The organism is Paenibacillus sp. FSL H7-0357 (genome assembly GCF_000758525.1).
In the GTDB taxonomy this organism is placed as follows: Bacteria; Bacillota; Bacilli; order Paenibacillales; family Paenibacillaceae; genus Paenibacillus_AQ.
In genome coordinates this window covers 7,182,758-7,198,410 of the sequence record NZ_CP009241.1, presented here as the reverse complement: position 1 = coordinate 7,198,410, position 15,653 = coordinate 7,182,758, and the positions used below count along the sequence as shown (strand labels likewise).

The 15,653-nt window shown below is 53.1% G+C and carries 13 protein-coding genes; 4 read left to right on the top strand and 9 right to left on the bottom strand.

Going from position 1 to position 15,653, the window contains the following annotated elements; all coding sequences use genetic code 11:
* Positions 1 to 101: 101 nt before the first annotated feature.
* The 7 genes from H70357_RS31805 to H70357_RS31775 all read right to left on the bottom strand — a co-directional run bounded on the left by H70357_RS31805 (position 102) and on the right by H70357_RS31775 (position 9,519).
* Positions 102 to 1,322: an MFS transporter gene (locus H70357_RS31805; protein WP_038597510.1), complete on the bottom strand. Its 1,221-nt coding sequence runs from the start codon at positions 1,320 to 1,322 to the stop codon at positions 102 to 104.
* 202 nt (positions 1,323 to 1,524) lie between these two features.
* Positions 1,525 to 3,093 (bottom strand): glycoside hydrolase family 43 protein, encoded by a 1,569-nt coding sequence (locus tag H70357_RS31800; protein ID WP_038597507.1) that lies wholly within the window; start codon positions 3,091 to 3,093, stop codon positions 1,525 to 1,527.
* 27 nt (positions 3,094 to 3,120) lie between these two features.
* Positions 3,121 to 4,470 (bottom strand): ABC transporter substrate-binding protein, encoded by a 1,350-nt coding sequence (locus H70357_RS31795; protein ID WP_038597504.1) that lies wholly within the window; start codon positions 4,468 to 4,470, stop codon positions 3,121 to 3,123.
* A gap of 98 nt (positions 4,471 to 4,568) precedes the next feature.
* The gene (locus H70357_RS31790; protein WP_038597501.1) at positions 4,569 to 5,408 is read right to left on the bottom strand and encodes a carbohydrate ABC transporter permease; all 840 of its coding nucleotides are present in this window, start codon (positions 5,406 to 5,408) and stop codon (positions 4,569 to 4,571) included.
* Positions 5,401 to 6,345, bottom strand: a complete 945-nt coding sequence (locus H70357_RS31785; RefSeq protein ID WP_052092358.1) for a carbohydrate ABC transporter permease — start codon at positions 6,343 to 6,345, stop codon at positions 5,401 to 5,403. Before H70357_RS31785 ends, H70357_RS31790 begins: the two co-directional genes overlap by 8 nt.
* Positions 6,346 to 6,457: 112 nt before the next feature.
* The gene (locus tag H70357_RS31780) at positions 6,458 to 7,723 is read right to left on the bottom strand and encodes a response regulator (protein ID WP_038597498.1); all 1,266 of its coding nucleotides are present in this window, start codon (positions 7,721 to 7,723) and stop codon (positions 6,458 to 6,460) included.
* The gene (locus H70357_RS31775) at positions 7,723 to 9,519 is read right to left on the bottom strand and encodes a sensor histidine kinase (RefSeq protein WP_038597495.1); all 1,797 of its coding nucleotides are present in this window, start codon (positions 9,517 to 9,519) and stop codon (positions 7,723 to 7,725) included. Before H70357_RS31775 ends, H70357_RS31780 begins: the two co-directional genes overlap by 1 nt.
* Positions 9,520 to 9,836: 317 nt before the next feature.
* Between H70357_RS31775 and mobA the strand changes: the two genes are divergently transcribed.
* The 4 genes from mobA (at position 9,837) to H70357_RS31755 (ending at position 14,137) form a co-directional block, all read left to right on the top strand.
* Positions 9,837 to 10,490, top strand: coding sequence for a molybdenum cofactor guanylyltransferase (gene mobA, locus H70357_RS31770; RefSeq protein WP_052092357.1), 654 nt, complete (start codon positions 9,837 to 9,839; stop codon positions 10,488 to 10,490).
* 116 nt (positions 10,491 to 10,606) lie between these two features.
* A complete protein-coding gene (locus tag H70357_RS31765; protein ID WP_038597492.1) occupies positions 10,607 to 12,472 on the top strand; it encodes an ABC transporter ATP-binding protein in 1,866 nt (621 codons plus the stop codon).
* A complete protein-coding gene (locus H70357_RS31760; RefSeq protein WP_038597489.1) occupies positions 12,402 to 13,082 on the top strand; it encodes a response regulator transcription factor in 681 nt (226 codons plus the stop codon). The genes H70357_RS31765 and H70357_RS31760 overlap by 71 nt, the downstream gene beginning before the upstream one ends.
* Positions 13,079 to 14,137: a sensor histidine kinase gene (locus H70357_RS31755; protein ID WP_038597486.1), complete on the top strand. Its 1,059-nt coding sequence runs from the start codon at positions 13,079 to 13,081 to the stop codon at positions 14,135 to 14,137. The genes H70357_RS31760 and H70357_RS31755 overlap by 4 nt, the downstream gene beginning before the upstream one ends.
* Here H70357_RS31755 and H70357_RS31750 read toward each other — a convergent pair.
* Together H70357_RS31750 and H70357_RS31745 are read right to left on the bottom strand one after the other, a co-directional pair.
* Positions 14,130 to 14,873 carry an SDR family oxidoreductase gene (locus tag H70357_RS31750; protein WP_038597483.1) on the bottom strand — a complete coding sequence of 248 codons (744 nt, stop codon included), beginning with the start codon at positions 14,871 to 14,873 and terminating at the stop codon, positions 14,130 to 14,132. The two genes, H70357_RS31755 and H70357_RS31750, sit on opposite strands and share 8 nt — an antisense overlap.
* A 169-nt stretch (positions 14,874 to 15,042) precedes the next feature.
* The gene (locus H70357_RS31745; protein ID WP_038597480.1) at positions 15,043 to 15,651 is read right to left on the bottom strand and encodes a TetR/AcrR family transcriptional regulator; all 609 of its coding nucleotides are present in this window, start codon (positions 15,649 to 15,651) and stop codon (positions 15,043 to 15,045) included.
* Positions 15,652 to 15,653: the final 2 nt, after the last annotated feature.

The window sequence follows — 15,653 nt, the reverse complement described above, 5'->3', positions numbered from 1 at the left end:
CTGGCAGGCTAACATAAAAGCAGGCTTGGCTTCCTTATCGGGAAGTCCAAGCCTGCTTTTGTGTTATGTCCTATAGGGTGTATCCGCTGCTTATGAGACTATTACTCGTGGCCCGCCAGCTCTTCCTCCTGCTCCGCCGGGTTCAGGTAGTCGCCGCGGCTGACGAACAGCCACATTAAGCCGAAGCCAAGCGTTCCAATGAACGAGAGGAATACACCGGACTGGTACATGCTCTGGGCCCCGAGAGTCTGATACAGCCAACCGCCGAGGACACCGCCCAGAATGCCGGAAATGCCGCTCCAGGTCAGAGTGTAGAGGGCTTGTCCAGAGGAACGGTAGGGGCGTGGGACCAGCAGCATGGTCAGCTGCGTTCCCACATAGAAGAAGCCGCCAAACGTAATGCAGTGCAGAATTTGAATAAAAGCTACCTGAAGCGGTGTTGTCGCACCGGCCATCAGCCACCAGCGCAGGACAAATAAGACGCTCACGAGTGCCAGCCAGCCCAGCAGCACCGAGACTTTGCGTTTCAGGAAACGGTCGCACAGCAGCAGCACTCCCACCTCCAGGATAGAGGAGAGGAATACGGCAAGGCCGATCATTGTTTTGCTGCCCCCAAGCTCAGTAATGTAGAGCGACACGAAGGTGTTGTTCATCGTATTGGGGATGGAGACCAGAATGCCGAAGAAGATAAAACATAGAAAAAACGGATTATAAAAGATTTTTTGGAAGCCCTTGAACGGCAATGGCGCAACACCTATGGAATGATCGAGCCTCGGCAGGGCAACCAGCGAGAGCATGGCCGCGCAGAGCAGTGCAGCAAAGAGATAAGACAAGATAGATACGCCGGCCCACTCAATAACGGGCCCGGCCAGGATCGCGGTCAGCGCCCATCCGAGCGAGCCCCAGAGCCGGAAAGAGCCGAACTTGTGATTCGTGCCGTCAATATAGCTAAGAATCATCGTGTTGCTCTGGGCGAACAGCGGACCCTGGAAGAAATAGAAGAAAAGGATGGAAACATAAATCATTTCATATGTATGCGCCTGAAATACAAGCTGAGACAATACCAGTGTTCCCGTCAGCATGACGAGGACAATCCGCCGCATATTCTGATAACGGTCACTCCATATGCCCCAGAAAGGATTGGCAATAATTGAAACGAGTGCTCCTACCGACATTAAGCTCCCGATCTCCAACTTATTCATCCCTACATCCTGCAGATATAGTGGGAAGAAGCTGGTGAAGAGGACCACGGTTCCATATACGAAGAAATTGAACCATTTCAGAGAGCTGAAGGATGGATGCTTATTAAGGTACTCCCGCAAATTGGGCACTCCTTTCCCGCCAGATGTCTTGCATTCCTTGCTTCAGCCTTAAAATAGGCCGTTTCTAACACTGTAACACTTGTTGAAAAGGGATACAAACCAAGTTTTGAATGATTTTCCATCCAGCTGTCTAATTTCTGCTCCCGCCAGCTTTTTAAGTGGAAAAAAGCCGATATCCTGGGATATCGGCGAAGAATTTAGCTTAGATATGGAAATGGTCAAAGTCCGCAAAGCCCCCGGACTGGACCGGGGCAAAGGAGGCTGCGAACAGGCCAACTTTGGCTCCGACCCACCGTCCTTCAGCAATCGTGAACGGCTCACCGAAATCGGTGTATTGTGAACCGTCCTGGCTGAAGCTGAACCGGCAAAGGCAATCTTCCCCCAAGCTGAACCTTAAGTGCAGGCTGTCTGCACCGGTGAGTATCTCAGCTTTTTTAATATCCCCGGCTTCTGTGAGGTTCTCTGTAATACTACGGCTCTCATACTGGGTCAGCCGGAGCGCTCCGTCCTGGTCCATAGACAAGGCCAGATAGAAGGCCCGCTGTCCCAAGACCACGAGGCCCGCCCGTTCTTCGGAGGTGGCAAAGCTGGGTGTAATCTGTGCGGCTGCCGAAAAAACGGGAGCGGCGAACTTCTGCATGAGCAGCTGCGGGGCGTCATAAAGAGTGCGGCAGCCCTCTGGAAGTGCTGCGGCATACAGTCTCAATCCGCCCCAGGGATTCAGGCTGTACCAGCCGGTGGCCGGATTGGCCTGCCACTGCCATTGCAGGCCGAGCGACGGTCCGCGGAAGTCATCTGCAGTTTGGGGAACGGCAATTTCTCCGGCGGCACGGATATTGGGCTTGCTCCAGAGCTCTACCGGCTCTCCGATGTCCTGCCCGGGTGCAAGCCGGCCCATCAGCGGCCAATCCTCCTGCCATTCCATGGGCTGCAAATGGACGATCCGCCCGTGGGCGCCTTTATCCTGGAAATGAATAAACCAGGACTCGCCGGACGCAAGCTCAACCCATCCTCCCTGATGCGGGCCGTTCACCGCGGTATCCCCTTGATGCAGCACGATTTTATCCTTATAAGGCCCTTCGATGGCGGTGGAGCGGAAGACCGCCTGCCAGCCTGTGGGCACTCCGCCCGCGGGGGCAAAGATATAATAATAGCCATTTCTTTTGTACAGCTTCGGACCTTCCAGTGTAGGATGCTTTACTGTGCCGTCGATGATAATCCGGCCTTCATCCAGCAGGCTTCTGCCGTCCGGGGACATCCTGCAGAGGCTCAGAATATGCTTCAGGCCGGAACGGCTATGGGCAAAGGCATGGACCAGATAGGCCTGCCCGTCTTCATCCCAGAAAGGGCAAGGATCGATCCAGCCTTTGGCGGCCTTCACCAGATGCGGTGGTTCCCAGGCACCAAACGGGTTATCCGTCTTGGTCATGAAGATGCCTTCGTCGGGTGTTGCGTAGAAGATCCAGAACTGCCCGTCATGAAAGCGCAGGCTGGGCGCCCACACGCCTTTGCCGTGCTGCACCCGCTCATAGCCGGGAAGCTCCAGCTGCGGCAGCGCATGATTGACGATGCTCCAGCTGACCAGATCACGGGAGTGAAGGATCGGCAGACCCGGTGTATGCGCAAAGCTGGAGGCGGTCATAAAGAAATCATCGCCTGCACGGATAACATCCGGATCAGAGTAATCGGCATAGATGATCGGATTTCTGTAAGTCCCGTCTCCCTGGTCGGGAATCCAGCGTCCGGAACCTGTAACAGCATGAGTATTCATTCCAGCCCTCCCATTCGCGGCGGCGTATTATTTTTGAGTCTGATCATAGGACTGTTTCTCTGCCTCAAGCAGTTTAGCCCATTCGTCCAGCATTTCTGTTCCGGTCATTTTTTTGGCCATCACCTTTTGAATCATAGGCTCGATCTTTTTCTGGATATTGCTGTAGCCCGGTAAATAATACGGAGTGCCGGCAAAATGCGTATCGGCTGAATTCAGCAGCTCCGAAGCGGATTTCATATAAGGAATGTCCTGAATCCAGGCATCGGCCGCCGCCTCCTGATTGGCAGGGATTTCACCATAAAGCTTGGCGTACTGGCTGTTGATGTCATGAGACAGATAGAAGGTCATGAATTTCCATACCGCGTCTTTGTTTTCGGCGGTTTTGGTCATGGTCAGACCCAGCGGCATGAGGCCGGGATGTTCACGATAGCCGTTGACACCCTTCGGAAACGGAACGGCTTCAAACTTGGTATAGTCTCCGTTGAATGCTTTCTCATGGGAGCTTGCCGAGCCGAGGTTATGCACAACAACAGCCGCTTTGTCCGATTGGAAGGTGGCGGCGAGCTCGCTCCAGCCCTTGTTGAGATCATCCTCTGGAGTATAGACATTATAGGCGCCTAAATATTTCTCCAGAAACTCTGCGTGAAGGGGATCATTGATCGTTGCTTTTCCTTCAGGCGTAAAATAATCAGCAATTCCGGAGTAGGAGTACATCAGCATTTCCAGCGTATTGGCACTTCCGGCACCACCGCGGATACTGAGCCCGTAGCGGTCTTTGGATTTATCGGTAAGCTTGGCAACATCCTCGAAGAATTGATCCCAGGTATCGGGGAGCGCAAGGCCGGCTTCTTTGAACCAGTCAGGGCGCAGCCAGAGATTCCAGGTCTGGGAGCTGTATGGTAGCGCATACAATTTTCCTTCTTTGGTATCCAGCTTACGGTTACTGGCAATCAGCTCAGCGGAAATCAGATCCTTGTCGGCCCAGCTGTCATAATAGGCATCGAGGGGCTCCAGCACATCTCTGGCGAGCAGGTCGGCCTTGAAATCATTCATGATATCCGGTGCCTGTTCTGCGGAGATCGCGACATTTACCTTTTGCTCGTAAGCGGACAAATCACCGGGAACCCCGAGATAATCCACCTTAATATCCGGGTTCTCTTCCTCAAACTGCTTGATGATCTTCTCGAAAAAAGCGTTGCGCTCCGTAGTCACCGCAGCTGCCCAGAAGCTGATGGTTGTCTGCTTAGCCTTATCCCCGTTCTTGCTGGCTTCGCCTGATGAGGCGGAGTTCGTTGCCTTGTTCGAGCCGCAGCCGGTCAATGCCAGCAGAAGCGAGGCGCCCACCAATACGGAACTCCGTAATTTTCTTGTCTTCATAAATCTTTAGACCTCCCTGAAAGTTATATTGTTGTATATATTAAGGACGTTTCCGGGAAAAGCCTTTCCGGCCCCGTCCTTAATGACTGGAGCCGGATTCAGCCCTTGACGGCACCGCCGAGGCCTTCCACCAAATAACGCTGGATGTACATGAACAGCAGCACAGGAGGGATCAGCCCGATAATGCTTCCCGCTGCCAGTGAGGCATACTGCACACTGAATTCGCCGATCATAAATTTCAGCCCGATAGGAATTGTGAAGCGGTCCGGCGTTGTGATAAACGAGAACGCGACCAGGAATTCATTCCAGACGCCGATGAATGCGAAGGCGCTGGTTGCCACGATGCCCGGAAGCACGATCGGCGCAATAATGGCGAAGATAATGCGGAATCTTCCCGCACCGTCGACCATGGCCGCTTCGTCAATCTCCTTCGGAGTGGAGGCGATGAAGCCGCGCATCAATATCGTATTGAACGGGACCTGCAGCACGATATAGAACAGGACTAGCGAGTAAGGCGTGTTGATTAGCCCGAGGTTCTTGAAAATCAGGAACAGCGGAATTACAAACAGGATGACGGGCATCATCTGTGTAGCCAGCAGGATCAGCATAAAGGCGCTTTTTCCCTTGAACTTGAACCGGCTCATCGCATAACCGTTCATCACCGACAGCAGTGTAATGACGATCACCGACAGGATGGAGACCAGCACACTGTTGAGGAAATATTGCGAGAAATTATTATCGTTCCACACATTGATATAATTCTCGAAGGTCAGCGGAGACGGAAGATATTGAATTGTCGAGCTCATAATGTCCGTTTCTTTTTTTAAAGAGGTGGAGATAGCCCATAGAAAAGGAACGAGTACAAAGATCAGCGTTAAGGCCAGCGGAATGTAAAAGAGCAGCCTGCTGCCTATTTTGCGGCCGGTAGTCTTATTCATCCTGCATTCCTCCCCGGTTGAGTCTCAGGTACAGAATGACAAAGAGCATCAGGAACAGGAAGGTGACGACGCCAAGCGCCGAGCCGTATCCGTAGTTGCCCTCAAGGATCGAGGTCTTCATCATATAAATCGGCAGCGTTGTCGTCATATCCATCGGGCCGCCGTTCGTCATCGTAAAGATCATGTCGATGGAGTTGAATTCCCAGATGGCTCTGAGCAGGGTGGCGAAAATAATGCTCTCCTTCAGATATGGAAGAGTGATATGAAACAGCTTCTTCAGGGGCCCGGCACCGTCCACCTCGCAGGATTCGTACACTTCGTGTGGAATGGTCTGCAGCGCGGCGAGCAGGGTGATCGCAAAGAACGGAATACCCCGCCACAGCTCGGCGAAGACTACGGAGCCGAACACAGTGCTCGGATTAGCCAGCCAGGCGATGGCTTCATCAATGATGCCAAGCTTCATCAGGATATCGTTGATGATCCCGATATGCTGGTTGAACATGAGCGACCACAGCATGGTCGTTAGCACACCGGATACGGCCCAGGGAACCAGCACCAGCGAGCGGACCAGGCCGCGCAGCCGGAAGGACTGGTTCAGCAGCAGGGCAACAATCAGCCCGAAGACCAGCTGAAGGGCCACCTCGGAAAACACCCATTTCAGCGTAGTGACCAGTGTGGTGTAGAACAAATCGTCTTCCGTGAAGATATGGCGGAAATTCTCCAGTCCGATATAGCCTGCTTCCTGCAGGCGGGTGAAATCGTAGCTTTGAACACTCAGGTCGAATACCCGGAATATCGGAAAGATCAGGATGCCCGCAATGAGCAGGACTGTGGGGGCGATAAGCAAATAGGGAAGCCACCCGTCCCCTTTGATGCGTTTTCTTTTTCCCGGTTTGGATAAGGCAAGCTTGCCCCCGGTTTGTCGCGTAATATCCATAACTGCACCTCCAAAACAATCGTAATTCAGATAACGGATCAGCTGAATAAGATATATTTCAAAGGTTGTTTGTTTTCTTTAACAGTTTGCGTATAAGTTAGCGGCTGCCGGCTTAACCCTGCTGAGCCTTACGGTAGTCCGAAGGGGACATGCCGAAGTGCTTTTTGAACAGCACGCTGAAGTATTGAGGATTAGGGTAGCCTACCTTTTCGCTAATTTCATAGGATTTGTAATCTGTCTGCTTCAGCAGCTCCGCCGCCTTTTCCATCCGGATGCCGGCGATATATTCGATTACGTTGATCTCTCTGTATTTTTTGAAGAGAGTACTTACGTACGATGGTGAGATATGAACTTCACCGGCAATTGCCGCGAGACTCAGCTTCTCATCAGCGTAATGTTTGATAATATACTGCTCCATTTGCTTCAGCAGCATGTGGTGCGAATGCTGTGAATGGCGCATTTCATCACAGAAGAACAGGCCGGGTTCGCCGGCAACATCCTTCATATGCGCAGCCGTCAGGGCTTTATTGTAGGAGTAGGGGATCTGGGCGAAACCTTCGCACACGCTGCCTACACCGATGCTAACCGGAATTTTAAGACAGGCCTCAATCGTATTCCTCATCTCCTCCAGCAATTGGGCAAAGGAACCGTCCGGTTGATCCGCCTCGCCCGGGTTCTCCAGGTTAAAGAGAATATTGATTCTGTGATTGTAATGGACGAAAAAAGGCTTTGGAGCCCGGCCGCTGAACTGTTCAACGCCTATATTGCGGATGGAGAACAGCAGCAGCTCGGCGTTCTCCTCAATGCCGGGCCGGGAGAAGCGCCGCAGATCTTCGGGCTGGATCACCGCGACCCGGAAGTAGTTCCCCTCCCAGCGGATGCCGAGGAGATCCATTTCGCGGCGTGCCCAGTCGATGCTGGGAACACCGGACAGCAGATCGGAGAAGAACTTGTTTTCAATCAGGGTTTGGCTTTTTTGAGCCTTCTCAGATTCCCGCAGCTCCTGCAGCAGACTGCGCCCGGCCGCAGCCACGGACTTCAGGATGGTATCATTGTCCTCGTATTTCAGAATGTAGTCGGAAGCCTGCAGGTGGAGAGCTTTCTTGGCATAGGAGAAATCATCATAGCCGGTCAGGAAAATAATCCGGGTCAGCGGATACGCCCTGTTCACCATCTCCGCCAGCTGGAGCCCGTCCAGCAGGGGCATCTGAATATCGGTCAGCAGGATATCCGGACGGAGCTGCTGAACAAGCAGCCAGCCCTCTTCCCCGTTCGCGGCGGTTCCGGTCACCTCGATGTCCTCAGTACTCCATTTCACATTGGCCCGTATGCCTTCCCGGATCCATTTATCATCATCCACAATCAGCAGTTTCAGCATTATAATCGTTCTCCTTTCGTATCGCCTGTATAAGGGAGGTACACCGTTACCTGTGTGTACAGGCCCTCTTCGCTGTCGAGCCTTAATCCATAGCGGCTGCCGAAATGCAGGACAATCCTGCGGTGGGCGTTCCACAGCCCGTAGGTAATCGCTTCATGTCCTACCGTCTCTGATTCCAGCGAGGCGCGGAGCTGTGAGAGCTTGTCCCGGCTGATCCCGTGCCCGTTGTCATACACTTCAAAGACAGCATAATCCCCCTCACGGCGGCCGGAAATGGAGAGGAAGCCATGACCGTGCTTGTTTTTGATTCCATGGTAAATGGCATTCTCCACCAGCGGCTGCAGCGTAAGCTTGAGAATGGGAAGCTCAAGCAGCTCGTCTTCGACTTTAATCTCGAAGTCAAATTCCTGGCTGTACCGGATGTTGAGTATCATCAGATAGCTGCGCACATGCTCCATCTCCTCACGGACCGGAATAATCTCACGGCCTTTGCTGATGCTGATCCGGAAATAGGAGGTCAATGCACTGACCATGGTGGAAGCGCGCTGCCGCTCATTCATATCAATGAGATGTTTGATGGAGCTTAGCGTGTTGTAGAGAAAATGGGGCTGGATCTGGGCCTGCATAGCCTGCAGCTCGATCTGGCGTTTCTTCTCCTGCTCACTGCGTACTGTCTCGAGCAGCTGGGCTACCGAAGCCACCAGGCCGGAGAGCCCGCGGGCCAACACGCCAATTTCATTATGCTGGTCCAGCTCAAAGCTGACGCCGAGGTCTCCCCGCTCGAAGCGTTTGACCTGCTTGGACAGGTAGCGGAGCGGGTTGCTGAGGTTGCGGGCGACAACCGCGGCAGCCACGATGAACACAATTAGGATAAACAAGATCAGAACCAGGGAGATGTATTTAATGCGGGTTGCTCCCTCCAGAATATCCTTCTCCGGCACAACCGCTGCAAGCACCCAATGATTGAGCGGCAGGGTATTGTAGGCAATGGCCATTTTCCGGCCCGCCTTGCTGTCGGCTGTCAGGCTGCCGCTGTCCTGTGATCCGTTTCTTAGTGCGTTAATGGTTTCCCTGCTGAGTTCATATTCGGCATCCAAGGTCTTGGAGTACAGCTCGCCTTCCGGGCTGATCAGCATCAGTGTCCCGCCCGGACTGATCTTTACATTCTCCATAATCTCGAGAAAATAGCTTTCACGTAAATTAATAAGGACAATGCCGCTGGCGGGGGAATGTTCGGTGCCGATCATTTTGAAGCTGCTCATAACTCTCCGCTGCTCCACCGTCTCAAAGATCGTATCCTTATGGCTGTTCAGCCAATAGTAGCCTTTCTGCGAGGTATTATAGCGTCTGAGCCAATCGTTCAGATCAATATGGACCTGCCGGGGGACATATTCCTGCTGCAGGTTGAAGGATCTTCCGTTATTGAACGCGACGAAGATGGAATCGATCATCTGGAAATAGGAATGGTACACATCGTCAAGCTGGTCGTGCAGCTTAATGAGATCGTCATACCGGTTCTGGTCGGCCTCCTGGCCTTCTCCCGAAAGGATGCTCTGCAGGGCATCATTATCCTCCAGGCGCACCAGCTGTTCGAAGATTGTGAGAAATTTGTCGTTCATGAACAGGGCTGTCTGATGAGTGGTGTCGGCGAGGGCGTAGAAAGCGTTTTCTTTTAATTGCCGACTGGACGAAAGATAAGAGAAGAATCCGGTCAGCACGACGGATAAGACCAAAATGGGCAAAAAGCAGATTAACAGCTTCGATTGGATCGGCCTGTCTACGAGGTAACGTTTCATGGAATAACTCCTTTTTGCAGATAAGATCTCCACAATGTTTACGTGAACATTTATGGAATGAGCCTCGCTTATCCTTAGGCAGCTGCCGGAACCGGCGCTTAGGAGGCCTTGAATTTAGAGTCTAGCACAGACCTCCGCAAAATCAACCAGTGTCTATATTTTTTCGAATTTTGAAAAAGTTCGCCCGCGTAATAAATTTCATTTCTTTCCTGCAGCAAAGAATATTTGAAGTGATAACACGCCAGCCTTGCTGTTTTCGCGCTGTAAAGTTTGATACGATACCCATAGAGAACAGGAGATTTCAGCGGGAGGAAAAAATGACACAATACACGGGAATTATTCTGACAGGGGGGGCTTCGAGGCGGATGGGCAGCGATAAAGCGCTGCTTACACTTGCCGGAGAACCTGTGATTGCCCGGCTGGCGGACGAGTTGGCCAAGCTCGCCGAAAGTACGGTCATTGCCTGCGGTCCCCGGGAGCGCAGGGAGTACGACTTCTTGCAGCTTCCCCAGATTACGGACCATTATCAAGGCTGCGGCCCTCTGGCCGGTCTTCATGCGGCGCTCAGCCATTCATCAACGGAATGGAATCTGGTGGCGGCTTGCGATCTGCCGTTTGCTTCGGCGTTATTTCTGCAGTACATACTCAGCTGCCATGCGGCAGCGTATCCCGAGACAGTGAGTCATAGAGCCGGTTTCGGCGCGTCTGCCGCTGTTCCGGTGTCCGCCTCCGGCCGGACGCAGCCCCTGCTAGGGCTGTACCATAAGCGGACACTTCCGGCGCTGGAAGCAGCGCTGAGCGGTGGAAGGTTCAAAGTCATGGAGTGCCTGGAGAAGCTGGACGTTCTATATGTTCCAGAATCCGGCTTTACGCCTAGCCAGCCGGCGCCCTCCCCTTTGTACAATATGAATACAACGGATGATTATTTGGCTGCTGTCAAGCTGCTGCCACAGTTCAAGGGTCCTTGCTGAGAGCACTAATTTTTCCTTCGTTTAACTTCAGTTTACAAAGCGGCGTTAATGTGGAGAGGAAGACGGACAGGAGCGGGACAGCTCCGAGATCTATCCGTCAGAAAAGAGGAAGTTCTATGAATAAATCCAAATCTTCACGGAAGCAGGGAGCGGCCTTGAAGCCGTTTCTGAAGCTGCTGCATGAGACGAAACCCTCCTACGGGCTGCTTGCTCTGGCGGTAGGGCTTAGTATGATATCGACGCTGGTGGGCCTGGTCATTCCTATGTTCACCAAGAATCTGGTGGACGGCTTCTCGCTGGCCTCCATCAGCAAGCTGCAGATTGCGGGAATTGCCGGAGCTTTTGTAGCCCAGACGATTGCCGGAGGCGTCTCCATTTATTTGCTGAACTACGTAGGGCAGAAGATTGTTGCGGGACTGCGCGACCGGCTGTGGCGCAAATTTCTTGTGCTGCCGGTGGCCTACTACAATGATAACCGCACAGGTGAAAGCGTCAGCCGGATGACGAACGATACCGGAATTCTCAAGACGCTGATCTCCGAGCATTTAGCCAGCTTGTTTACCGGGGTAATCTCCATCGTCGGTTCGATATCGGTGCTGCTGTATCTGAACTGGAAAATGACGCTGGTGCTGTTCACGGTGCTTCCGCTGTCCGCACTCATTCTGGTGCCGCTGGGCCGGCAGATGTACAAAATCTCCAAGGGCACTCAGGATGAAACAGCGTCCTTTACCGCTACACTGAGCGGTGTGCTGTCCGAAATCCGGCTGGTGAAATCATCGGGCGCGGAGCAAAGGGAATATGAAGCCGGACGGACCGGAATTATGAATCTGCTGTCCTTCGGCATCCGGGAGGGCAAAATCAGTGCGATGATCAGTCCGCTAGTCTCGTTTGTGTTCATGATGCTGCTGGTCGTCATTATCGGCTATGGCGGCATGCAGGTGTCCTCGGGTGCCTTGACTGCAGGTGAATTGGTAGCCTTTATTCTGTATTTGATCCAGATCGTGATGCCGCTCACCCAGCTGACCCAATTCTTCACCCAGGTGCAGAAGGCCAAAGGTGCCTCGGAACGGATCATTGAAACACTGGCTGCGCAAGAGGAGATTTACGAAGGGGCAGAGGAAGCGGATGGATTGCAGGGACCGATTGCAATAGAGGATTTAAGCTTTGGCTATAAAACAGGTGAGCAGGTGCTGGACAAGGTCAGCTTCTCCATGCTGCCGGGTCAGGTTACGGCGATTGTCGGACCAAGCGGAGGCGGCAAAACGACGTTATTCTCAATGCTGGAACGGTTCTATGAACCGCAGCATGGCGTCATCAAGCTGGGCGGGAAGCCAGTGTCGGTGTTTTCCCTGCGTTCCTGGCGCAAGCTGATCGGGTATGTCTCGCAGGAAAGCCCGCTGCTCTCCGGCACGATTGCCGATAATCTCGGCTATGGGCTTGACCGGAAGATCAGCGAGGAGGAGATGCGCCGTGCTGCAGCCATGGCCTATGCCGACGGCTTTATCCGTGAGCTTCCTGACGGCTATCAGACGGATGTGGGGGAACGGGGCGTGAAGCTGTCCGGCGGACAGCGCCAGCGGATTGCCATCGCGAGGGCGCTGCTGCGTGATCCGAAGATTCTGATGCTGGACGAAGCTACCTCCAGTCTCGACAGTCAATCCGAAGCAGTGGTGCAGAGTGCGTTATCGAACCTTATGCAAGGCCGGACCACGATTGTGATTGCCCACAGACTGGCAACCGTGGTGAATGCGGATCAGATTATCTTTATAGAGAAAGGCCGGATCACCGGCAAAGGAACGCACGAAGAGCTGCTGCGCAGTCACGAGTTGTACCGGGAATTCGCGGAACAGCAGCTGCAAATGAACACACCGCAGCTTTTGGAGGGCGGCAAAGAGGAGGCTACAGCAGAATATGGCCAAAATACTGGTAGTGGACGACGATCCGCACATCCGCGAATTGGTGGAGCTGTTTCTGAGAGCTGAGGGGATGGATGAGGTCTACGGCGCTTCCGATGGGGTGGAGGCGCTGCGGCTGCTTGAGGACAACAGCGTGGATCTGGCGATCATCGATGTGATGATGCCCAAGATGGATGGCTGGGAGCTGTGCCGCGCGCTGCGGGAAAGCTATGATTTTCCCATTCTGATGTTGACAGCCAAAGGGGAAACCTCACAAATTGTTAAAGGATTCGAGCTGGGTACGGACGATTATCTGGTGAAGCCGTTTGAACCGCTGGTGCTGATCGCCAGAGTTAAAGCGTTGCTGAAGCGGTACCAGATTTCCTCCGCACAGAGTGTAAACGTCGGAAATTTGCGGATGAACCGCAAGACTTATGAAGCCTTCTCGGAGTTTGGGGAAATCACGCTGCCGCTGAAGGAATTCGAGCTGCTGTTCAAGCTGGCAAGCTATCCCGGGCAGACATTGACGCGCGACAGGCTGATTGAAGAAATCTGGGGTTATGATTTTGGGGGCAATGAACGGACGCTGGATGTGCATGTGGGCCGTCTGCGCGAACGTTTCCCCCGGGAAAAATATGGCTTCAATATCCGTACCGTCCGTGGGCTGGGCTACCGTCTGGAGGTGGTTAATGGATGAGAAGACTTGGCAGGATTGTGAGAGAGATCCTTGGAATGGGGATATTGATCGCTGCCCTCTATGTTTCCTGGAATGGAGGATATTACGGAGTAAAGCTGCTGTCGGGACATTTTGAATGGTCTCTGTCCCCTTATGGATCGGGGCTGCTTGTTATGGCGCTGCAGTTTCTCATTCTTTTCGTTGTGGGCGGTAGCGTAGCTCTTATCGGACATGCCAGGGGGGATGAGAGAGCTTTCTATATTCCCATCCTGACAGCAATGCGGCAAATTTCCAAAGGCAATTTCAAGGTGGAGCTGGAAAACAGCAAGCGTTACGGGCAGTTTGGCGGAATCGTGGAGGGGATTAATGAAATGGCCAGCGAGCTGGGCCGGATGGAGATTATGCGCCAGGATTTCATCTCCAATGTCTCACATGAGATCCAGTCGCCGCTGACCTCGATTCGCGGATTCGCCCGTGCGCTGCGGGAAGAGGGCCTTAGTGCAGACAACCGGAGACATTATCTGGACATCATCGAAGCAGAGGGCAGCCGGCTCTCCGGGCTCAGCGACAATCTGCTGAAGCTGTCGGCATTGGAGGCGGGCAGCTTTCCGTTTGAAGTGAAGTCATACCGGCTGGACAAACAGCTGCAAGATATGATTCTGGCCTCGGAGCCGCAGTGGCTGGATAAAGAGATCGAGTTGGAAGCCGAGCTGGAGGAGGTTTCGGTGGACGCTGTGCAGGATCTGATGAGCCAGGTATGGACCAATCTGCTGCATAACAGTATCAAATTTACCCCTGAGGGCGGGCATATCACTATACGCGTGCATCACGCAGAGGGTCAAGCCATTGTGGAAATCAGGGACAGCGGCATAGGCATCGCCGAGGAGGAGCTGCCCCGCATCTTTGAACGATTCTACAAGGCCGATAAAGCGAGAAGCGCCAGCGGAGGCGGGAGCGGACTGGGATTGTCACTGGTGAAGAAAATCGTAGATTTGCATAACGGGACGATAAACGTAACAAGCCGTCCCGGTGAGGGGACGGCTTGTACGGTGAGCCTGCCATTGCGGCTTAAATAAATCCGCCGTTTACGCGCAGCGTTTGTCCGGTAATCCACTTGGACTCTTCCCCAGCGAGGAAGCTGACGGCTCCGGCAATATCCTCAGGCTGGCCCAGGCGGCCAAAAGCATTGGCTTTCTTCAGCCCTTCAAGCTGTGCCTCGGATTTGCCTTCGAGGAATAAATCCGTGGCAACCGGCCCCGGCGCAACTGCGTTGATCGTAATGCCTTTGGCCCCGAATTCCTTGGCGAGCTGGCGGGTGAATTGTTCTACTGCACCTTTCGTTCCGGCATAGATGCTGTAAGCCGGGAACATTTGGCCATTGACCGAGGTGGAGAAATTAATGACCCGGCCGCCCTCTTCCAGATGGAAGAAAGCCTGCTGGCAGGAGAAGTAGGTCCCTTTGACATTGATGGCAAACTGCTTGTCGAATTCCTCCTCAGTAGCTGCGCCGATGAGGCTGTTTATCATGATTCCGGCGTTGTTGACCACGATATCAATCTTGCCGAACAGCTCCTTGGTATCCTTGAACAACTGCTCAATCTGCGCGGGTTTGCTGATGTCGGCCTGAAGGGCGGCTGCCTTTCCGCCTTTTTCCTGGATACCCTGCACCACAGCCTCAGCTTGTTTAGGACTGCTGGAATAGTTAATGATTACAGCGGCCCCTTGCTCCGCCAATCTCTCCGCAACGCTCCGTCCGATCCCTCTAGAGGACCCCGTAATGATAGCTACCTTACCCTGCAGGTTTTGATTCATGAATTGTTCCTCCTCAAAGTTTTGTTAGCATCACATCATAAGAATTTGCTTCGGACAAAACTGACATCGGAAGCATTCACTTAGTTTTGTTAGCATCACATCATAAGAATTTGCTCCGGACAAAACTGGCTTCGGAAGCATTTACTTAGTTTTGTATAAGATACCGGGTTTAACTGGTGACAGCCGCGAGGCCTCTGGCAAGTATTGTCCAGAGCTGTTCGAATTCCTGTCCGATGCTCCCGCTATGCCATTCATAGGCATGGGAAGGATGGTGGAACCGTGCCGTCGCGTAAAAAAGTGAACGGGCAATCATCTCCGTACCGGCGATTGGCGAAATCGTGCCTTCCTGAATGCCTTTGTCGATTACACTGCCCATCTGGCTGATAATCCGCTGAATATGAGTGTCAATGAGCTCGGAGGCTTCTTCCGTAACAGATGCATACATCTTGAACATTTCGCTGTCCTGCTCGGCGTAGTGATGTTTAAGCTCGATCAGCTTCGCGATATATTTCCTTAGCTGCTCCAGAGCATTTCCGGCTGCTGCAGCTGCCGCGATCTCTGTCAGAGGGGCAAGAATCAACTCGTCCAGCCATCTTTCCGTTACAGCCTCCCGCAATGCCGCTTTGCTGGGAAAATGCCGGTACAAGGTACCATGGCTGACGCCCAGCAGCTTGGCTACATCGGTCACTGAGGTTTTGTCAGGGCCGAACCTGCGCAAGGTCTGTTCAGCGGCGTCCAATATTTCCGTCTTGCTTAAAAAAGCGCTTGGTTTGTTCACGG